This is a genomic window from Fructilactobacillus sp. X7R9C1 (genome assembly GCF_059901005.1).
Window position 1 is genome coordinate 100,042 of sequence record NZ_JBWXVG010000005.1, and the last position, 20,800, is coordinate 120,841.

The 20,800-nt window shown below is 39.7% G+C and carries 18 protein-coding genes; 16 read left to right on the top strand and 2 right to left on the bottom strand.

Annotated elements, in window-relative coordinates:
* Nucleotides 1–83 precede the first annotated feature (83 nt).
* From cshA to AC6UD0_RS04965, 4 genes are all read left to right on the top strand, one after another.
* Nucleotides 84–1,574, top strand: a complete 1,491-nt coding sequence (gene cshA, locus AC6UD0_RS04950; protein ID WP_500708315.1) for a degradosome RNA helicase CshA — start codon at nucleotides 84–86, stop codon at nucleotides 1,572–1,574.
* A 112-nt stretch (nucleotides 1,575–1,686) separates the two neighbouring features.
* Complete coding sequence (gene alr, locus AC6UD0_RS04955; RefSeq protein ID WP_500693981.1) at nucleotides 1,687–2,829, top strand: alanine racemase; 1,143 nt, start codon at nucleotides 1,687–1,689, stop codon at nucleotides 2,827–2,829.
* Nucleotides 2,830–2,852: 23 nt separating this feature from the next.
* Nucleotides 2,853–3,116: a hypothetical protein gene (locus AC6UD0_RS04960; protein ID WP_500693980.1), complete on the top strand. Its 264-nt coding sequence runs from the start codon at nucleotides 2,853–2,855 to the stop codon at nucleotides 3,114–3,116.
* 26 nt (nucleotides 3,117–3,142) lie between these two features.
* A complete protein-coding gene (locus tag AC6UD0_RS04965; RefSeq protein ID WP_010022835.1) occupies nucleotides 3,143–3,514 on the top strand; it encodes a type II toxin-antitoxin system PemK/MazF family toxin in 372 nt (123 codons plus the stop codon).
* 54 nt (nucleotides 3,515–3,568) lie between these two features.
* On the opposite strand, the gene cbpA is transcribed toward AC6UD0_RS04965, so the two are convergent.
* Complete coding sequence (gene cbpA / locus AC6UD0_RS04970) at nucleotides 3,569–4,240, bottom strand: cyclic di-AMP binding protein CbpA (protein WP_500693979.1); 672 nt, start codon at nucleotides 4,238–4,240, stop codon at nucleotides 3,569–3,571.
* Between the two features lie 102 nt (nucleotides 4,241–4,342).
* Complete coding sequence (locus tag AC6UD0_RS04975) at nucleotides 4,343–5,296, bottom strand: L-lactate dehydrogenase (protein ID WP_500708316.1); 954 nt, start codon at nucleotides 5,294–5,296, stop codon at nucleotides 4,343–4,345.
* A 204-nt stretch (nucleotides 5,297–5,500) separates the two neighbouring features.
* Here AC6UD0_RS04975 and pth point away from each other — a divergent pair, with 204 nt between their 5' ends.
* From pth to lysS, 12 genes are all read left to right on the top strand, one after another.
* Nucleotides 5,501–6,058, top strand: coding sequence for an aminoacyl-tRNA hydrolase (gene pth / locus AC6UD0_RS04980; RefSeq protein WP_500696915.1), 558 nt, complete (start codon nucleotides 5,501–5,503; stop codon nucleotides 6,056–6,058).
* Between the two features lie 32 nt (nucleotides 6,059–6,090).
* Nucleotides 6,091–9,630, top strand: a complete 3,540-nt coding sequence (gene mfd, locus AC6UD0_RS04985; RefSeq protein ID WP_500708318.1) for a transcription-repair coupling factor — start codon at nucleotides 6,091–6,093, stop codon at nucleotides 9,628–9,630.
* Entirely contained in the window at nucleotides 9,611–11,182 is a 1,572-nt protein-coding gene (locus AC6UD0_RS04990) for a putative polysaccharide biosynthesis protein (protein WP_500708319.1), read from the top strand. Before mfd ends, AC6UD0_RS04990 begins: the two co-directional genes overlap by 20 nt.
* A complete protein-coding gene (locus tag AC6UD0_RS04995; RefSeq protein ID WP_500693974.1) occupies nucleotides 11,179–11,466 on the top strand; it encodes an RNA-binding S4 domain-containing protein in 288 nt (95 codons plus the stop codon). The genes AC6UD0_RS04990 and AC6UD0_RS04995 overlap by 4 nt, the downstream gene beginning before the upstream one ends.
* Before the next feature lie 75 nt (nucleotides 11,467–11,541).
* Complete coding sequence (locus AC6UD0_RS05000; protein ID WP_500699654.1) at nucleotides 11,542–11,925, top strand: FtsB family cell division protein; 384 nt, start codon at nucleotides 11,542–11,544, stop codon at nucleotides 11,923–11,925.
* 89 nt (nucleotides 11,926–12,014) lie between these two features.
* Nucleotides 12,015–12,497: a S1 domain-containing RNA-binding protein gene (locus tag AC6UD0_RS05005; RefSeq protein ID WP_500693972.1), complete on the top strand. Its 483-nt coding sequence runs from the start codon at nucleotides 12,015–12,017 to the stop codon at nucleotides 12,495–12,497.
* Nucleotides 12,498–12,547: 50 nt separating this feature from the next.
* Nucleotides 12,548–13,930 carry a tRNA lysidine(34) synthetase TilS gene (tilS, locus tag AC6UD0_RS05010; RefSeq protein ID WP_500708321.1) on the top strand — a complete coding sequence of 461 codons (1,383 nt, stop codon included), beginning with the start codon at nucleotides 12,548–12,550 and terminating at the stop codon, nucleotides 13,928–13,930.
* Entirely contained in the window at nucleotides 13,923–14,462 is a 540-nt protein-coding gene (hpt, locus tag AC6UD0_RS05015) for a hypoxanthine phosphoribosyltransferase (protein WP_500693970.1), read from the top strand. The genes tilS and hpt overlap by 8 nt, the downstream gene beginning before the upstream one ends.
* 75 nt (nucleotides 14,463–14,537) lie before the next feature.
* Nucleotides 14,538–16,646, top strand: coding sequence for an ATP-dependent zinc metalloprotease FtsH (gene ftsH, locus AC6UD0_RS05020; protein ID WP_500693969.1), 2,109 nt, complete (start codon nucleotides 14,538–14,540; stop codon nucleotides 16,644–16,646).
* Nucleotides 16,647–16,704: 58 nt separating this feature from the next.
* On the top strand, nucleotides 16,705–17,598 hold the full coding sequence (gene hslO, locus AC6UD0_RS05025; protein ID WP_500708322.1) for an Hsp33 family molecular chaperone HslO: 894 nt from the start codon (nucleotides 16,705–16,707) through the stop codon (nucleotides 17,596–17,598).
* Between the two features lie 93 nt (nucleotides 17,599–17,691).
* Entirely contained in the window at nucleotides 17,692–18,690 is a 999-nt protein-coding gene (gene dusB / locus AC6UD0_RS05030; RefSeq protein ID WP_500708323.1) for a tRNA dihydrouridine synthase DusB, read from the top strand.
* Between the two features lie 56 nt (nucleotides 18,691–18,746).
* A complete protein-coding gene (gene lysS, locus AC6UD0_RS05035) occupies nucleotides 18,747–20,276 on the top strand; it encodes a lysine--tRNA ligase (RefSeq protein WP_500695756.1) in 1,530 nt (509 codons plus the stop codon).
* The last annotated feature ends 524 nt before the right edge of the window (nucleotides 20,277–20,800 follow it).

Consider the following 20,800-nt stretch of genomic DNA (forward strand, 5'->3'; position numbering starts at 1 on the left):
GACGATTTGCGCATTATGGAAAACGGATTTTTTCCAAGCAAATCATTGAATTCACAATTGTAGTTTCAATAGGAGGAACACATTTGAAGTTTAAAGATTTAGGACTATCTGATAGTCTATTAAAAGCCGTTGAAAAATCAGGCTTTGACGAACCCACTCCAATTCAGGCTCAGACAATTCCATTATTGTTAAAAGGTCAGGATGTTATTGGACAGGCTCAAACTGGAACTGGGAAAACAGCTGCGTTTGCCCTTCCAATCCTGCAAGAAATCGATCTGAATAATCCAGATGTGCAGGCACTTGTAATTTCACCAACTAGAGAACTTGCCATTCAAACACAAAAAGAGATGCAACGTCTTGGTGGCGTTGAAGGAGCTCGAGTTCAAGTAGTTTATGGTGGTTCAGATATTCGCCAGCAAATTAGAGATTTGAAGAAGAAGCCACAGATTGTGGTGGGGACTCCAGGACGAATTCTTGATCACATTAATCGTCGCACCTTAAAACTAGGACACGTTAAGTACTTAGTGTTAGATGAAGCCGACGAAATGCTTAACATGGGATTCTTAGATGATATTGAAAGCATCATTAAGAACATTCCAGAAGATCGGCAAACTTTGCTTTTCTCAGCAACCATGCCAGCACCCATCAAACGAGTTGGGGTTCAGTTCATGAGAGATCCAAAGCAGATCACGGTTAAGTCGAAGGAATTAACCACTGACCTAGTCGATCAGTACTACGTTAAGGTTAAAGATAACGAAAAGTTTGATACCATGACCCGTTTGTTTGACGTTCAAACACCCAAGGTTACCATCGTATTTTGTCGAACTAAACGACGAGTCGACGAAGTTTCTAAGGGACTGATTGCGCGTGGTTATCGGGCAGCTGGTCTTCACGGTGATTTAACCCAAAAACGGCGAACTCAGATTATGAACGAATTTAAGAACGACAAGATTAATTATTTAGTGGCTACTGATGTGGCTGCTAGAGGAATTGATGTTTCGGGTGTCACTTACGTTTATAACTTTGATATTCCCCAGGATCCAGAAAGTTATGTCCATCGAATTGGACGAACTGGTCGTGCCGGCCATCATGGTACCTCAGTAACGTTTGTCACTCCAAATGAGATGAGTTATTTAAGAGGAATTGAACGACTTACCAAGGTAAGGATGCTTCCTTTAAAGCCACCTTCAGAAGACGAAGCCCTTGCTGGTCAGTTAAAATTTGCTGAAGATGATATTGAAAAGTTAGTAAAGAAGACGGATACTGCCAAGTTTGAGCGGGTCGCAAAAAAGCTCCTTGAAAAGTATGACAGTGTCGATTTGGTTTCTGCTCTTTTGAATGACATGACAAGAGATCAGGTTAAGGTTCACATTACGGCCGAAAAACCACTTAAAAATCATGGTGGCTTTGGTGGTCATCGTGGTGGCGGTTATCGCGGTAAGAGAAATGACCGGAACAGTCACAAACGCTTTGGTAGTCATCGTGGTGGTCACGACTCAAGACGTCGTGATTCAAGAGGTCATAATGGTGGTAACCACGGTAAATCAAAGAATTTTGTCATTAAGAATAAGTAGCAAAGAGAGAGCCTTCTTGGTTCTCTCTTTTATTTAGAAAATTAATTTATTAAGTGTTATAATAATTATCAAAGAATAATTAGATAGTACTTTATTCGAGGAAGTATACGTTATGGCAGTGGGAAGAAATCGAAATGCACAACTAGTTATTGATGAAGATGCCATTTTTCATAACATTAGTGAGGAACGAAAACGATTGGATGCCAAGTCGGATCTATTCATGGTCGTCAAGGCTAATGCTTATGGACACGGTGCGGTTCAAGTGGCGAGGATTGCTAAACAAGCAGGAGCTACTGGTTTTTGTGTTGCCATTTTAGACGAAGCAATTCAGCTTCGAGAAGCTGGATTTGTGTCTGAACCCATTCTTGTTTTGGGTCTTTGTGACCTTTCAAATGTTCCATTAATTGCAAAGTACAATGTTTCGGTTACGGTGAGCTCGATTGATTGGATTAAGCAGGCAGCTAATTTAGCTGAACAACTGAAATTAAAGAACAAGATTAGGGTTCATTTGGCTTTGGATACTGGAATGGGAAGGATCGGACTCCAAACTGTTTCAGAAGTTAGAGATGCAATAGTTGAGTTGAACCGAACTAGCGAGTATATTGACTTTGAGGGAGTATTTACTCATTTTTCTACCGCAGATAGCGCTAATGATGATTATTTTAAGTATCAATTGGATAATTTTAACGAATTGATGACTGCGATTCCCGATAAACCTCGTTATGTTCACGTGGCAAATTCAGCTACTAGTATGTGGCATAAAGCAGCGGGTGGAAACATGGTCCGCTTTGGAGTGGCTGGCTATGGTTTGAATCCATCGGGGGTTGAGATTGCTTCACCATTTAAGTTGAAACCAGCACTGAGCTTTACCAGTGAGTTAGTTTACGTTAAAGAGGTTAATGCTGGTCGTTCAATTGGATACGGTGCAACTTATACATCCAACTCAAAGGAGTGGATTGGAACGGTTCCTGTTGGATATGCAGACGGAGTTCGTCGCTCGATGCAGGGATTTTCACTTCTAGTAGATGGACAGTATTGTCCAATTGTCGGAAGAGTATGTATGGATCAACTGATGGTGAAGTTACCACATCAGTTACCAATTGGAACGAAGGTGACCTTGGTGGGAACTGATCATGGTCATACTATTACTCTCCAAGACGTTGCCGACTATTGTCATACCATTCACTATGAGATTGCATGTGGGTATTCGGATCGATTACCACGGGTGTATAAATCAAGTAATCATTTGAAGTAACTATTTGTAAGGAGGAGTTCTCCATGACATACAAATACACGATTGATGCTATTTGGTCTCAGAAAAATGAAGAATATTTCACCAAACTAGGACTTTCTTTTGACAACCACAAAGTTGCCATGGACTGTGACTCGTTTGATAAAGACCCTCTAATTAATTCTTTAATTTATGGCTACTCAATCATGGCCAATCTAAATTCAATAATTGTTGATGAATATTCTCCATGTGAGGATGAGATTGCAAGACGGCTCTTTGACAATTATGAAGACGAGAAGTCACGGTTGTAAGTTTATTTATGCGGAAGGAATAGTCTATGGAAAACGTTGAAATTAAACGTGGCGATATTTTCTATGCAGACTTATCTCCAGTCGTTGGTTCTGAACAGGGTGGAATGCGACCAGTTTTGGTAGTCCAAAATAACGTTGGAAATCATTATAGTCCCACTGTGATTGTAGCCGCAATTACGGCTCGGATTACTAAGCCAAAGATGCCTACTCACGTGGGTATTACACCTCAGAATGCCGGAATTGAGAAGAGTTCGGTGATTCTGTTAGAACAAATTAGGACGATTGATAAGCAGCGTCTTAAAGATCATGTCACTCATTTAAGTAAAGATATCATGAGAAAAGTTGATGCTGGTCTTAGTTTAAGTCTAGGGCTCAGTCAGAGCACGCACGAAGTCTGATGATACATAAGATACAAAAAAGAACGTGGAATTATTCCACGTTCTTTTTTGTATCTAATTTTCTTCGATTGGAGTTTCTTTTGATTCTTGTTTTAGATCTTCAACTTCTGGAACTTTGAATCCCTTTCGTTCTAGAGCTGCAATGATACGGTCCAGACGATCCTTAGTCACCTTAGACGGGAGGGTAAACATGGTTCGATAGACCGTTTTACCAGAACGATCAACTGAATCCAAGCTGATCACACTTGAAATGGCGGTATATCTAGTAATAATGTGAGCCATCTCTTCTAAGTCCCCACGTTCACCAGGTGAGACAACTGAAATCACGTAGCTACCAAATTTCACGTTCCATGATTGTGACAAGCTTTCCATCAATTTCGTGTGAGTTAAAATGCCATAAAAATTGTTGAACTCGTCAAGAACGGCAATGTATGGAAGATCCTTAATCGTAAAGAAGACCTTGAAAAAAGCTGAATTCAGGTTAACAAATTTAGTTTCGTTTCTAATCAGGGTCATAACCGAGTCGGACATCTTGCCGCCATCGGCTTCGTGTTTGTAGATGTGCATGCGATAAATGTTACCCTTGAAGGCTTTATGAGTGGCATCTAAAACGGGAATGCAACGAAAATGATTCTTTTCCATTAATTTTAATGCGGTGTCGAGATCAGTGTTTTCATCAACAGTAATCAGGTCACTTTTAGGTTTAACTAAAGATTGCAAAATCATGGCTAAGGCTCCTCACGTAAGTAATTTCTAATTAATATTAACACAAAATAACTTGGAGCATAAAAAAACAGACATAAATGTCTGTTCTTTTTAAACTTATTTTTAAAGGTTGATGGTCTTCATACCTTTAGCAATGGTTTCTTTTAAAGTTTTAGCTGAAGCACTCATCTTGTCTTTTTCGTCATCACTTAATGGAACTTCAAGGACTTTGGCAACTCCTGAAGCATTAACAATGGCAGGAGTTCCAATGTAAATACCGGACAAACCGTATTCACCATTCATTGGGGCACCAATTGGTAAAACGGTGTTTTCGTCTCTTAAAATGGCCTTTGAAATTCTCATCAAAGCAGTTCCAACTCCGTAGAAAGTAGCACCCTTCTTGTTAATGATGTCGTAGGCCTTATTTCTAGTTTCGTCTTCCATTTTCAATAAGTCGTCCTTGCTAACACCATTTTGTTTAGCAAATTCAACCAATGGAACGTTTCCGATTGAAGCTTCATCAATATCAGCAAATTCTGAATCACCGTGTTCACCCATAACGTAAGCATTAACGCTTTGTGGGTTAACGTTTAACTTCTTACCAACGGCAACTTGGAAACGTGAGGTATCAAGTGATGTACCTGAACCAAAGACACGGTTTTTAGGAAAGCCAGAAATCTTTTGGGTTGCGTAGGTTAAGATGTCAACGGGGTTAGCAGCAATTAAGAAGATTCCATCAAAACCAGAATCAACAACTGGCTTAACGATGGTAGTCAAAATCTTCAAGTTTTTGTTAACCAGGTCAAGTCTAGTTTCACCGGGCTTTTGTGGAGCTCCAGCAGTGATCACAACTAAATCAGCGTCTTTACAGTCACTGTAGTCACCAGAGTAGATCTTTTTTGGAGAAGTGAAAGGTTGGGCATCTTCAAGGTCCAATGCGTCTCCTTCAGTTCTGTTTTTGTCGATATCAACAACGACAAATTCTTCGGCGATCCCTTGTTGCATCATTGCGAATGCGTATGATGAACCAACGGCACCATCACCAACTAAAACAACTTTTTCGTGTTTTTCAGCCATAATATTTCTCCCTTTTGAAATTAGTTTGTTCACAAACTGATTATATCATGAACGAATTTATTTATACAGAACCATATTCTTAATGGTACGGGATCAGCTCAAATCGTTAATCTATTATGATACAATAAACATGATTAAGCCGAGTGAGTAATTATTCATTTCGGCCATTTTAGGTTAATTAGAAGTAAATGGGAGACAATAGCAATGAAAATGATTGTGGGATTAGGCAACGTTGGTGCTGAATTTGATGGTACCAGGCATAACACGGGGTTTATGGTGGTTGATAAGTTTGCTGATCAAAACCAGATTGCGATTAATAAACAAAAGATGGATGCCATGTATGGTACGGGAATAGTCAATGGTGAAAAGGTAATGGTAGTCAAACCAACGACGATGATGAATGATTCAGGGCGCGCAGTTCATCCGTTGATGCAATTTTTCAAATTAGATCTTGATGATTTAGTAATTGTTTACGATGACATGGATTTACCAGTGGGACGAATTCGGCTAAGAAACCACGGTTCGGCTGGTGGTCATAATGGAATTAAAAGTATCATTGCCCACCTTGGGACCGATCAGTTTAATCGGATTAAGATTGGAACCAGTCATCCCAAACGTGAAAGTGTTGTGAACTATGTCTTGAGTAAATTTAGTCTGGAACAACGGGCACCGTTTTTAGAAGCGGAGGATCATGCGGTTAAAGCATTAGACGAGTGGGTTTCTGGTACTCCCTTCAGTAAGTTAGAAAATCAGTTTAATTAATTCGTATAATTAATAAAAGAGGAGATGAGTTTTTGAAGCTAGATGAAACGTTAAAAGAAATGCCACAGTATGAAAAAATCAGTTCTAATCTTGCTCCTGATACCAAGCAACTGATCACTGGGACTAGTGGATCCGCTCGTACTCTATTATTAAAACAATTAATTAATGATAAGCAAAAACCTACGATATACGTAACCGATACGATGAACCATGCGGATCAAATTACCGAGTCTTTTAATGAAGTAATGGATTCAGATCAGGTCTTTGAGTTCCCAGCTGAAGAACTCGTCGCGGCAGAGATTGCAACCAGCTCTCCGCAGTATCGAGCTCAAAGAGTGCGGGCCCTAAACGCGCTTGAGTCAGGGAAACCAGTGGTGGTGATTGTTTCAACGGCTGGTCTTAAACGATATCTACCAGAGCCAGCTAGTTTTAATCAAGCCAAATTACACTTCAAGGTTGGAGACGACTTGGACCTTATAAAACTTCAACAACAGTTGGTTCAAATGGGTTACGAGAAGAAGAACATGGTTTCCGCCCCCGGTGAGTTTGCTAATCGTGGGTCAATTTTGGATATCTACCCGCTTAATTCGGACTATCCAATTCGGATTGATTTTTTTGATACGGAAGTGGATTCCATGCGTTATTTTGATGCTGCTACCCAACGAAGTGTGGCAAATATTGATGAGATTAGTGTGCTACCGGCTTCTGATTTTTTACCCAGCGAAAGCGATCGCAAGCATGGAATCAAGGAACTTTCGAAACGATTGAACCAAACCATCAAAGACGACGGCAGTGACGTTTTAGTTGATAACATTCAACAGGTGATTGACGGGCTCAAAGGCCAATCGATTGACCAAAAATGGAGTGAGTATAGTCAGTTTATTTTTGAAAAGGGAACCTCAATTTTAGATTATTTACCTGAAAATGGGATGGTAGTCTATGATGACTACAGTCGCATAAGGGATGCTAATAAGCAACTTGAAAGTGACGAACAGAACTGGCGTGATTCAGTTGAAGATAATCATGAACTGTTTTCTGACCAGAAACTGTCGCTTAATTTTAGAACGGTAACCGGAACTGATCATCATGCGACCTTGTTATTTTCTTTGTTTCAAAAGGGACTAGGGCGAATGAAGCTTTCTGACATCATCGACATCAAGGTTCACCCAATGCAGCGTTTTTTTGGACAAATGCCGATGTTTAAAGCAGAAATGCAACGTTATCAAGCTGAGAAACGAACCGTGGTCATTGCCGTTAGCGATGAAAAACGAGTGGAAAAGGTTGCGTCAACGTTGAGTGATTTTGGTGTTGATGCCATTCAATCAACCACTGATAACATTATTAAGGGAAAGACTCAGATTGTTTCAGCTAACCTAAAAAATGGCTTTGATTTGCCGGCCGCTAACCTAGCGATTGTTTCTGAATCAGATATGTTTAAACGGGTGAATGAACAAGGGAAAAAGAAACGAGTTAGAAGACAGACCTTTTCTAATGCAGAGCGAATCAAAAGCTATACCGATTTAAAACCCGGTGACTACGTTGTTCACGTTAATCACGGAATTGGACGATACGATGGGATGAAGACCATGGAAGTTGATGGCAGACATCAGGACTATATGACCTTGACCTATCAAAAGGGAGCTAAGATCTACGTTCCTGTTGACCAACTGAATTTGGTACAAAAATACGTTTCATCTGAAGATAAACATCCAAAAATTAATAAACTTGGTGGAACGGAATGGGCCAAGACCAAACGGTCAGTCGCTTCTAAGGTGGAAGACATTGCTGATGATTTGGTTGACTTGTACGCCAAACGGGAGGCCGAGTCGGGTTATGCCTTTCCGGTTGATGATCAATATCAGGCTGAGTTTGAGCAGGCGTTTCCATACACGGAGACACCCGATCAGCTTCGAAGTACTGATGAAATTAAAAAAGACATGGAGAGTCCCCATCCGATGGACCGTTTACTGGTTGGAGACGTAGGCTACGGGAAAACTGAGGTAGCCTTGAGAGCGGCCTTTAAAGCCGTTGAAGCCGGGAAACAGGTGGCTTTTCTAGTGCCGACAACGGTACTAGCTCAACAACATTATGAGACCATGGTTGAACGATTTAATGGTTTTCCGGTTAAAATCGGAGTTCTCTCGCGTTTTGACACGCCCAAACAGACCCGCCAAACCATTCAAGACCTAAAGGACGGAAAAATTGATATCGTGGTTGGCACCCACCGTTTGCTGTCTAAAGACGTGAAGTTCAATGACTTAGGTCTTTTAATCGTCGATGAGGAACAACGATTTGGGGTTAAACACAAAGAAAAAATCAAGGAATTGAGGTCGGATGTCGATGTGTTGACGCTAACTGCCACACCAATTCCACGGACTTTAAACATGTCAATGATGGGCGTTCGTGACCTATCAGTCATTGAAACGCCTCCGGCTAATCGCTATCCGATTCAAACCTACGTGATGGAGCAAAATGAGGGTTCGATTGTGGACGGAATCAGACGGGAGATGCAACGCGGGGGACAGGTCTTTTATTTGCATAATCGGGTTAAAGATATTGATCAGACGGTCGACAAGTTGCAGACCCTTTTGCCTGATGCGCGGATTGCTTCCATCAACGGCCAGATGTCCGAAAATCAAATGGAAGGTATCTTGTACGACTTTGTTAACGGAGATTATGATGTGTTGGTTACGACGACCATCATTGAAACGGGAGTTGACATTCCTAATGCGAATACCCTGTTCGTTGAGGATGCGGATCGGATGGGACTCTCCCAGCTTTATCAGATTCGGGGAAGAATTGGTCGAAGTAATCGAGTAGGACAAGCTTACTTTATGTACCAGCCAAATAAAGTGTTGACCGAAGTTTCTGAGAATCGACTAGAAGCCATCAAGGATTTCACTGAATTGGGTTCAGGATTTAAGGTGGCCATGCGTGATCTTTCGATTCGTGGGGCTGGAAACGTGCTCGGAAAGCAGCAGCACGGTTTTATTAATTCAGTTGGTTATGATATGTATACTAAGATGTTGTCTGATGCTGTCTCCAAGAAGAAGGGCCAGCATCGCGTGGTTGAAAAGTCTGATTCAAAGGTTGAACTCGGGATTGAAGCTTATCTTCCGGCGACTTACATTGAGGATCAGCAACAAAAGATTGAATTATACAAGCGAATCCGACAGATGGATAGTGAGGAACAATTTACCGAACTACAAAGTGATTTAATTGATCGGTTTGGTGAATATCCTGATGAAGTAGCTAATCTGCTTGAAATTGACCGCATTAAGATGCTTGCCGATTATGATCTGATTGATAAAATTCGCAAAGATAAAAATAATTTAACCGTTACCATGAGTAAGGTAGGAACCCAAAGATTCACTAGTAAGGAAATTTTGAAAGCCATTGCTGATACGGATTTTCGTTCCTCAGTGAAAGTGGTTAACGGGTGTTTTCAAATTAAGTTAGTTGTTCAACCAACGATGAAAGATGCCGATTGGTTGAAACAGCTTTATCAATTTGTCAAAAGCTTGAGTAAAATAAGATTGGATCAAGAAGAACATGAATCAAAAGACAAGTAAAAAGATTGTTAGTGGAACCTTGATCCTTTCGGTAGCTGCCATTATTTCAAAGGTACTAAGTGCTGTTTATCGGATTCCACTGGAAAATTTTGTTGGAAACGTTGGATTTTACATCTATCAGCAGGTTTATCCTATTTATGGGATTGGGGTTGCGTTTGCCTTGACCGGTCTTCCAGCGTTTGTTTCCAAGATGATTGTGGAACGGGAGACTGAAGGGGAGAAGCAAACGTTGTTTTTCCAAATCATGGTGATCTTAATGATCATTTCGGTGATTATTTTTGGTGGATTACAGTTATTTTCATCAGAAATTGCTGCTTTAATGGGAGACTTTGAATTAAAACCCGTAATTCAAGCGGTAAGCTGGATGTTTTTGTTGATGCCCCTCTTAGCGGATGTGAGGGGGTACTTTCAATCTAGCATGCAGATGATTCCAACGGCGACTTCTCAAGTGGTAGAGCAGTTTGTTCGGGTTTCAATGATCATTGTGGTAGCCTATTTAGCAGCCGTCCAGCATTGGAACTTATATAAGATGGGGACGTTAGCAATGTTATCTGCTCCATTAGCAGCGATTTTTTCAGCACTTATCTTGGGATATTATGCACGTGACATACTTGCTCATTTTCACTTTCAAGATTTGAAATTTAACTACCTGAAATTAGCGAAGCAAATCATCTTACAGGGTGGTGTGCTTAGTGTTTTAGCTGCTCTAATGGTGTTAATGCAGTTGGTCGATTCATTTACGGTAAAAAATGGGCTGGTAGTAAGTGGTGTAAGTAATCTAATGGCTCAGACCCAAAAGGGGATTTATGATCGCGCTCAGCCCATTGTTCAACTAGGATTAGTGATTGGAACGGCCATTTCTTCAACCGTCTTGCCGCAGATGGCGTATTATCATCATGCTGGAAAAGAAAGGTCATTTAAGACCCTTGTAAACCACAGTATGCGCATTACACTGGTAGTGACGATGGCAGTTACCTTCGGACTGATTAGTATTATGCCTCAATTAAATCATCTCTTGTTTGGGAGTTATGATTTAGACATCACGCTTTCGGTATACTGTTTGAGCATCCTCTTCGCTACGATGGTGACAGCCCTTAACTCGGTTTTACAGAGTATTGATGACTTTAAAAGTACGGTGACCGCTATTTTGTTAGGTCTAATTTGTAAAATAATGATCACTAAGTGGTGCGTAATTCATTTCGGGATCATTGGTGCTTCATTATCAACTATCATTGCTCTGTTAATCGTGTTATTAGTTAACTGGTATACTAGTCCAAAGCGGGTTCATGAGCACATTTTTAGTTGGAAGTTCCTATTAGAGGTATCATTAATCAGTATAGTAATGGTGATTGTCGTTGTTTTAACTGAATTCGGATTGAACCACGTCCTTGGAGATACCAGTCGACTGGTGGATGTTATTAAATTAATGATTGTTATTCCGATTGGGGCATTCGTGTTTTTAGGAATGTGTCTGAAAGGAAAAGTTTTGACTGCTTCGGAGTTAGCGATGGTTCCAATTATGAAACGGTTTGTAGGAGATAAGCAAAAATGAGAATTGATAAATTTTTAAAAATTTCACGGATTATAAAACGTCGTCCAGTTGCCAAAAAGATTGCCGATCAAGGGCGAGTCTTTGTAAACGGCGAGCCAGCCAAATCATCAAGTAAGGTTTCGGTTGGCGATCAAATTCTGATTAAGTTTGGAAATAAAAATTTAACCGTAGAGGTGCTACAACTGTTAGATACCACCAAAAAGTCTGATTCAGACACGATGTATAAGACCATCAGTGAAACCTATGATCGTGACTACCGGGCTGAAAATGATGAATTAGAATAATTATTGTTGAATTAATATTATATTCTGGCTTTACATGTGGTACTATGTTCATATAAATTCGTGGAGGCATTCCTGATGAACAGAAATAACAACGTTGAATACTTGAATTCTGCTTCAAGGAAAAGTAAAGCAAACCAACATCAAAGAGATAATAAGAAGTTAAGTAAAAGAACCAAGCGACTGGTTGCTCTCGTGGCAATATTTGCCGTGGCTTTTTTGGCGCTCGGGTGGCAAATTGTTAGTGGAATGAATCAAATTCACGGTGTGAATGCCCAAATTACCAGAAAAAAACAGGATTACCAGGTTGAAAAACAAAAAGAAAAGAATCTTAATGAACAAATTAAGCTTTTAAATAACAAGAATTATCTTCAAGAATTGATGCGAGCTAAATATTATTATACAAAACCAGGCGAAACTGTTTACAGTTTCCCACAGAATAGTAAGATTGGTAATGAATAGAGGATTACTAGGATGTAATCTTCTTTTATTTTACTTTAAAGGATTATGTTATAATTAACACAACATTTATTAGGAGGAATGGCTTTTTTATGACAATTAAGGTTGGAGAGAAGGTCACTGGGAAAGTTTCAGGAATTACTAATTTTGGAGCTTTCATTGATCTAGGCGATCATAAGACTGGACTAGTTCATATCAGTGAGGTTTCTGATGGTTACGTAAAAGATATTCATGATATTCTGTCGGTTGGCGATGAAGTGACCGTTAAGGTTTTGAGCATTGGGGATGATGGTAAGATTGGCCTATCAATTCGCAAAGCTTCCGATCATCCAGAAAAAGAATCACATCAACATCATGGTGAACATAATCATGATGAGCATTCACACTACGGGCACTCAAATAACGGGAATCATGGACATCGCAGTGGCCGCGACAATCGTAATGGCCATAAGGGTAAGAATGAAAGCTTTGATGATTTGCTTTCAGACTTCATGAAAGAAAGCGAAAGTCGGATGTCCGTCATTAAGAAAAACACAGAAGGAAAACGCGGCGGTCGTGGTGGTCGTCGTAGTTAATGAACGAATAACTGGGCAGATTGCTCGGCTTTTTTGTTTTGGAGGTTAATTTGAATTTACGTAATCAAATTAATTCGTTGGTTAAGAAGAAACAATGGTGGAAAAAAGACGAAAATGTTGTGATTGGGGTCTCAACTGGAGTTGATTCCATGGCTTTGTTAGATTTACTCCAACACTTAAAAGATTTTAAACCTCATATTATTGTTGCTCATGTTAACCATCATTTACGAAAACAAAGTGAGGTTGAAGAACGGTTTCTGATTGATTACTGTAAGAAACACCACCTTGATTTGCGGGTTGGCAATTGGAATCACGACCAGATTAGTAGTGGGGTGGAGAATCAAGCTCGTAAGTTTCGCTATCATTTTTTTGCGGAAGTCATGAATGATTTTAATGCTTCAGTCTTGTTAACGGCTCATCAAGAAAATGATCAAGCCGAGACCATCCTTATGAAACTCATTCGCAGTGGGAATTTGTTTGAGGTTCAAGGAATTAAAGAGAGTCATCCCTTTAATGGAGGAACGATGGTTCGACCATTACTACAGTTTTCGAAAGAATCCATCCGTTTATATGCTAAAGAACACTCATTAACATGGTATGATGATAAAACTAACTTTGAAAATACGGTCCTCCGTAATCGGATTCGTAACCAGGTTTTACCAGAATTAATTAAAGAAAATCCTAATGTTATCTCTCATTTTGCTAAGTTTGCTAGTAATTTGCAGTCGGAACTCGACGGATCAAGTGGTTTCGCTCAAGCCGATCTTTTGAGACATGACTTAAAGGTTAAAAGAGACTGCGTAAGTGCCGAGTACGATACAACGTCAATTAATCAACTTTCCATTTTACTTCGCGCATTGTTAAAACAGTTGACGTCAACGGTTACTCTTTCTGATAATCAAATTGCTGAAATTTTGACTTTAGTTAAAGATTTTGGAAAACCACAGGGAAAATTGCGAATTTCAAATGCTTATTTTTTTGAAAAAAGTTATAATAAAATCATGTTTTTTAAACAATCTCCTAACAATTACGATGATCACCGTGATGAAAGTTCGTTTGTGGTAGAATTAAACCAGTGGAACCGCAACGTTAACGGATTTAATTTTGGTATTTTTGATGAAAATCATGTTCCAAAGGGAAACTTTTGGCGTCGAAGTCATTTTGATTTGGCCGACTCTCAGTTTCCCTTGTCCAAAAGAGCCTTTAAACCGGATGATACCGTTGAACTCAAGAATGGCGGTCATCAGAGTTTAAGAAGATTGTTAATTAATCAGAAAGTTCCAAGTGCCAAGCGACGTCACGTGCAAGTACTGGTGGACAGTAAGGAGAGTGTGTTGGCCGTCATTGGTTATAAGGAAAGCAAGTGGTTGCCTAAGGGTGCAACTCACGGGTATGAACTTTTAATTACGCGAAAGGATATAACAAATGAATGACGATATTGAGCGGGTCTTATATAGTCAAAAAGACATTGCTTCTGCAGTAAAAAGGCTAGGGAAGCAGTTAAGTAATGATTATCGAGACAAAAAGCCACTAGTGGTTTGTGTGCTGACTGGGGCAGTGTTATTTATGAGCGATATTATTCGCCAGATGGACATATACCTAGATCTTGATTTTGTCGATGTTTCAAGCTATAAGGGTGGGACTGCTTCAACCGGAAAAGTTGAGCTCATCCGTGATCTTGATGGTGATGTTAGTGGCCGTGATATCATTTTTGTTGAAGATATTATTGATACAGGACGCACCCTTCAATTTCTTGAGGATTTGGTTTCAGATCGAGGAGCTAATTCAATTAAAGTTTGTACCATTTTTGATAAACCTGAGGGAAGAGTTGTCCCTGCCAAGGCAGATTATGTGGGTTTTAACGTTCCAAATGAATTTATTGTCGGTTATGGACTTGATTACAAGGGTTTTTACCGTAACTTACCGTACATTGGAATTTTAAAACCTTCAATTTATTCGGCCTAAACGGTCGTCCATTTAAAGTAAAAGTGATAACATTCTATTTGTTATCTTTTCGAGAAATTAGATTGGGAGGCACAAATGAAAAATAATAAAAATGGGCTTTTTAAGAGTAGCCTATTTTATATCATCATCTTTGTGGTTGTCATGGGTGTGATTATGCTTGTCACTGGTGGTGGCAGCGGATCACAAAGCACTCAAACTCAGGGAATTCGTTCAAGTCAATTTACAAATGATTTGCAGACGAACAAGGTTAAAAACTTCTCTGTTCAACCTTCTGGCGGTGTATATAAAATAACTGGTCAGTACAAGAAGCCCCAAAATGTTAAGCAGAAAAATAACGGAATTCCGCTTAATTTTAGTAATGGAAAACTTACCAAGTCGAGCAACAATACTTACACTAAGGTAAATGGATTCACTACTAGCATTTTAAAGAATGACTCATCGGTTAGTCAGATTACCAAGTTAGCTAATAAGAATAAGGTGCCGATGAGTACTAAAGAAACACAATCGAATAGCTTTTGGTTAAACTTAGCAATCTCAGTTCTACCATTATTAATCTTCATTTACTTGTTCTATATTATGATGAAACAAGCTGGTGGAGCCGGTGGTGGTGCTGGTGGTGTCATGAAAGTTGGCAAGAGCCAGGCTAAACCAGTTAAGAGTAATGTTAAGTTTAGTGACGTTGCTGGTGAAGATGAAGAAAAACAAGAACTGGTCGAAGTTGTTGAATTTTTAAAGGATCCAAAGAAGTTTACTAAACTGGGTGCCGTTATACCAAAAGGTGTCTTGCTTGAAGGACCTCCGGGTACTGGTAAGACGCTGTTAGCTAAGGCGGTTGCCGGTGAAGCAAACGTTCCATTCTACTCATTATCAGGGTCTGATTTCGTTGAGATGTTCGTTGGGGTTGGTGCGAGTCGTGTTAGAGACTTGTTTGCTCAAGCTAAGAAGAATTCACCGGCCATCATCTTTATTGATGAAATTGATGCCGTTGGACGAAAACGTGGATCCGGAATGGGGGGCGGTCACGATGAACGTGAACAAACCCTTAACCAGTTGTTGGTTGAAATGGATGGTTTTACTGGTAATGAAGGTGTTATTGTCATTGCCGCCACGAACCGTTCTGATGTTTTAGACCCAGCCTTAACTCGTCCAGGTCGTTTTGATCGGAAAATCTTAGTTGGTCAGCCTGATGTTCGTGGACGAGAAGCAATTTTGAAAGTTCATGCCAAAGACAAACCACTTGCTTCTGATGTTGACCTTCATGAAATTGCTAAACAGACTCCCGGATTTGTTGGTGCTGATTTAGCGAACTTGCTAAATGAAGCTGCCTTACTGGCCGCGAGAAATGGTGATAATGAGATTAATGCGGCTGATATGGATGAAGCTGAGGATCGTGTTATTGCTGGACCGGCTAAACGTAATAAGGTTATTAACGAACACGAACGTCAAATTGTGGCTAACCATGAAGCTGGTCATACCATCGTTGGTTTAGTATTAAATGACGCTCGAGTTGTTCATAAGGTTACCATTGTTCCAAGAGGTCGTGCTGGTGGATATGCCATCATGCTGCCTAAGGAAGACCAACAATTGATCTCAAAGAAGAACGCTCAAGAACAATTAGCTGGGTTAATGGGTGGTAGAACTGCTGAAGAAGTTGTTTTCCATTCTGAATCATCTGGTGCTTCAAATGACTTTGAGCAAGCCACTAATCTTGCTCGTGCCATGGTTACTCAATATGGAATGAGTGACAAGATTGGAACCGTGGAACTCGAAAGTCCTAACCAAGATCCATACGCTGCTCCTAAGTACTCACAGGAAACCGCAGCTAAGATTGATGATGAAGTGAAGTACTTTATTGATGAAGCTCATGGTGAAGCTAAGGAGATTATTGAGGGTCATCGTGATCAGCACAAGGCAATTGCGGATGCGTTGCTTAAATATGAGACGTTGGATGAAAAGGAAATTTTGAGTCTCTACAAGACCGGTAAAATGCCTGAACATTCAACAAATAGTGATGAGTACCCTAGTGAAAATGAAACCTTTGAACAAGCTAAGAAAGCCATTGACGCTAAGGAGCATGAGCACGAAAAGAAACTTGAACAAGAAATTGATCATTCTGAAGAAAAACACGATGAAAATCATGATAGTAATTCAGATCACCAAGATTCTGATAATCAAGATCAATAAACGAAAAGAACGTTGGGATCAAAGCCCACGTTCTTTTTTAATCTAAGGAGGGAATAAAATGAATGATAAAAATGATGTATTAGTTAAGGCACTTACTAAAGATGGGATGTTTCGGGTTTACGGCTTAAACGCAACTGGAATTGTCAGTTATGTTCAAAAAATTCATGATACCTGGAGTACATCCACGGCAGCACTTGGAAGAACGATTGCCGCAACCTTGATGTTGTCGGCCTCAGTGTTAAAGGGAAAAGAAAGCATGACCGTTCGCTTAAATGGACGTGGTCCAGTCGGCGGAATGGTTATTGATGCTGATGCTAAGGGACACATTAAGGGATACATTCAGAATCCTCACGTTAACTTGCCACTCACAAAGGATGGGAAAGTTGATGTTTCTAAGGGTGTAGGAACGAATGGTTTTTTAGAAGTTGTTAAAAATCAGGGAACAAGTGAACCCTACACTAGTGATGTTCCACTCGCAAGCGGTAAAATTGGTGATGATTTTACCTTTTATCTAGCAAAGTCAGAACAGATTCCATCAGCCGTTGGAGTTTCAGTTGACATTGACGGAGAAAACAACGTCCAAAGTGCCGGGGGATATTTGATTCAAGTCATGCCTGGTGCTTCTGACGAGGCAATTGATAAGTTGGAGCAGACTTTAAAGAATGCGCCCAGTATTTCGTCCATGTTAGAAAGGGATCCTAATCCTGATCATATTTTGAATGAGTTATTTGGCACGGATAATCTGGACGTTATTGATCATATGCCAGTCGAATTTGTCTGCAATTGTTCCAAAGAAAAATTTGCCAAAGACATTGCGGGAATTGGTAAGAAAGATCTGCAGCAATTGATTGATGAAGATCATGGGGCACAGGTTGTATGTAATTTTTGTGGTAAAAAGTATAACTTTTCGGAAGATGAATTAGTTGATTTACTGAATGAGAAGGATAAGTAGTATCAAAGAGCGTGCTGTCATACGGTTCGCTCTTTTTTGTACGGGTATGGTATTATATAAAATGTTTGGAAACAATTTAGATGAGGTGAAAAAATGGAGTGGAAAATTGGAAACGTAACGATTCCAAATCAATTAGTAGTAGCTCCAATGGCTGGAGTTACGAACTCAGCCTTTAGAATCATTTGTAAAAAGTTTGGTGCGGGATTAGTTGTCTGTGAAATGATTTCCGATCGTGGAATTATGTATAACAACAAAAAAACGTTAAGCATGGTTAACGTTGATCCTAATGAACACCCAATGAGTATTCAGATTTTTGGTGGAACCAAAGAAACTTTGGTGGAGGCTGCTAAGTTTATTGATCAGAAGACGGCTGCTGATATTATCGATATCAACATGGGTTGTCCCGTAAATAAGGTCGTTAAGACCGATGCCGGGGCTAAGTGGCTCCTTGATCCAGATAAGGTTTATGAAATGGTGTCATATGTAACTGCTGCCGTTAAGAAGCCAGTAACGGTTAAGATGCGAACTGGTTGGGATGAGGATCATGTTTATGCGGTGCAAAATGCGCTTGCTGCTGAGGCGGCTGGGGCTTCTGCTGTTGCGATGCACGGTCGAACTAGAAAACAAATGTATACCGGTCATGCTAACTGGGAAATTTTAAAAGAAGTTGCCAATGCATTGACGATTCCGTTCATTGGAAATGGTGACGTGACTACTCCACAGCAGGCTAAACAAATGATTGATGAAGTAGGTTGTGATGCAGTAATGATGGGCCGTGCCGTTGAAGGAAATCCCTGGATTTTGAGGCAAACTGAGCACTATCTAGCAACTGGTGAATTAATCCCGGAACCAAGTGTTGAGGAAAAAATCAACACTGCTAAGGAACATTTGCATGGGTTAGTTCGAATTAAGGGTGAATATGTTGGACCAAGACAATTCAGAGGTCAGGCAGCTTATTACTTGAAAGGAATTTCTCATTCGGCTCGAACCAAAGTGAAGTTAAACAATGCTGAGTCTGAAGCAGAGATGGACCAGATCTTCGATGATTTTCTAGAAAAAGATGCGATGAGAAACGCACGGAAAAATGCATAATTACGATGCTTAACTATGTTATTATGAATGTAAGTTACTAGTTTGGGGGATTTGAATTGGCACAAGAGAAGAAAATGAATGACCAATTAAAAGTTCGTAGAGAAAAGATGCAAGAGCTACGAGATGAGGGAATTGATCCTTTTGGTCATGCCTTTAAGCCAACTTATTTGGCAAAAGATTTAGACAAAGAGTTTGATAAGTATGATAAGGAAGAATTAGAACAAAAAGATGTCAAGGCTACGATTGCTGGGCGAATGGTAGCTAAACGGGGCAAAGGTAAAGTTGGATTTGCCGATATCCTTGATCGTTCTGGCAAAATCCAGGTTTACGTTCGAAAAGATGTTGTTGGAGAAGAACAGTATCATATCTTTAAACGTGCTGACATCGGGGACTTTCTTGGCTTTACTGGTGAAGTAATTAAGACAGACATGGGACAACTAACCGTTCGTGCTACGTCCATTACTTTCCTATCAAAGGCACTTCGTCCACTTCCTGATAAGTATCACGGATTACAAAATAAGGAACAAAAGTATCGTCAGCGATACCTTGATTTAATCTCAAATCGTGATAGTTTTGAGCGTTTCCAGAAGCGGAGTAAAATTATTAAGGCAGTTCGAAACTTTTTGGATAATAAGATGGACTTTACTGAGGTTGAGACGCCAGTATTACACACTACTGCCGGTGGAGCATCCGCTCGTCCATTTATAACTCATCATAATGCCTTAAATATTGATTTATATTTGCGAATTGCACTGGAACTTCATTTGAAGCGTTTGATTGTAGGTGGCATGGGACGTGTCTACGAGATTGGCCGTGTGTTCAGAAATGAAGGGATGGATAAGGAACACAATCCTGAATTTACTGAACTTGAGACCTATGCTGCATACTTTGATTTTCATGATGTAATGGATGAAACCGAAGGAATTTTTAGGGCCGCTGCCAAAGCCGTTAGTGATAATGGTAAGGTTACGTATCAGGGTGAAGAAGTTGATTTGAACCAAGAATTCGATCGGATTCATATGGTTGATGCCGTGAAAAAATATACGGGAGTTGATTTTTGGCCTAAGATGTCGGATGATGACGCTAAGAAGTTGGCTGATAAACACGGTGTGCACTATGAATCATACTGGAAAGTTGGTCATATCATTAATGCTTTCTTTGAACAGTTCGTTCAACCAAAGCTAAAGAAGCCAACGTTTGTCTATGGTCATCCAATTGAAATTTCTCCTTTGGCAAAGAAAAATGCTGATGACCCAAGATTTACGGACCGTTTTGAATTATATATTCTTGGTAATGAATATGCTAATGCTTTTTCTGAATTAAATGATCCAATTGATCAACGTCAACGTTTTGAAGCTCAAGCTAAGGAACGTGAAGAGGGGAATGATGAAGCTCAGGGTATCGATGAAGACTTTATCGAAGCACTTGAGTATGGCATGCCTCCTACAGGTGGATTAGGAATTGGAATTGATCGCTTGGTAATGCTTTTAACTGACGCACCATCCATTCGTGATGTTCTCTTGTTCCCAACTATGAGACCAGAAGATAATTCTGATAATCCACAGGATGAAGATAATAAAAAATAGATTTGTTTGATAGAAAAAGAGATGATTTTGATCATCTCTTTTTATTTGTACAAAAATGATCTGAAACATTGTTAGAGTAGCTTTTGTAAAGATTGATCACTTGTACGATTACGTTCATTTATTAGATGGAAAATAAAAATTGAAAAAAGTTTGACCTTTTTTGACCAAAAGTGTTGACAAAGTATTTGAGCGCATGTATAGTAGTAAATGCTCGGTGAGAGAGAAAAATGATTTGATAATAATTAATAAGTCACTGATTATGAACTAAGTTAATTATCATAAATATTGCTCTTGCACTAAAGTGCAAAATGCTGTATTATGTTTGATGTTGCAGTAATGGTTTTGCCGATTGCTAACAAATAAATTTAAAATAATTGAGTTTATCTGTTGACATTTAAAACGCAATGTAGTATAGTTAAATATGTTGCGTTAAGGAAGAATCAAACAGCAACAATCAAGAGTAGATCTTTGAAAACTGAACAAGATTTTGATTACAAGTGTAAGGTAATTTTAAGTTGTAGAAC

Coding starts and splice junctions, on each gene's coding strand:
- AC6UD0_RS04990 (WP_500708319.1), top strand. CDS start 9,611: ATGAATCAAAAGACAAGTAAAAAGATTGTTAGTGGAACCTTGATCCTT.
- AC6UD0_RS04995 (WP_500693974.1), top strand. CDS start 11,179: ATGAGAATTGATAAATTTTTAAAAATTTCACGGATTATAAAACGTCGT.
- hslO (WP_500708322.1), top strand. CDS start 16,705: ATGAATGATAAAAATGATGTATTAGTTAAGGCACTTACTAAAGATGGG.
- ftsH (WP_500693969.1), top strand. CDS start 14,538: ATGAAAAATAATAAAAATGGGCTTTTTAAGAGTAGCCTATTTTATATC.
- AC6UD0_RS04965 (WP_010022835.1), top strand. CDS start 3,143: ATGGAAAACGTTGAAATTAAACGTGGCGATATTTTCTATGCAGACTTA.
- hpt (WP_500693970.1), top strand. CDS start 13,923: ATGAATGACGATATTGAGCGGGTCTTATATAGTCAAAAAGACATTGCT.
- cbpA (WP_500693979.1), bottom strand. CDS start 4,240: ATGATTTTGCAATCTTTAGTTAAACCTAAAAGTGACCTGATTACTGTT.
- AC6UD0_RS05005 (WP_500693972.1), top strand. CDS start 12,015: ATGACAATTAAGGTTGGAGAGAAGGTCACTGGGAAAGTTTCAGGAATT.
- alr (WP_500693981.1), top strand. CDS start 1,687: ATGGCAGTGGGAAGAAATCGAAATGCACAACTAGTTATTGATGAAGAT.
- AC6UD0_RS05000 (WP_500699654.1), top strand. CDS start 11,542: ATGAACAGAAATAACAACGTTGAATACTTGAATTCTGCTTCAAGGAAA.
- AC6UD0_RS04960 (WP_500693980.1), top strand. CDS start 2,853: ATGACATACAAATACACGATTGATGCTATTTGGTCTCAGAAAAATGAA.
- pth (WP_500696915.1), top strand. CDS start 5,501: ATGAAAATGATTGTGGGATTAGGCAACGTTGGTGCTGAATTTGATGGT.
- dusB (WP_500708323.1), top strand. CDS start 17,692: ATGGAGTGGAAAATTGGAAACGTAACGATTCCAAATCAATTAGTAGTA.
- AC6UD0_RS04975 (WP_500708316.1), bottom strand. CDS start 5,296: ATGGCTGAAAAACACGAAAAAGTTGTTTTAGTTGGTGATGGTGCCGTT.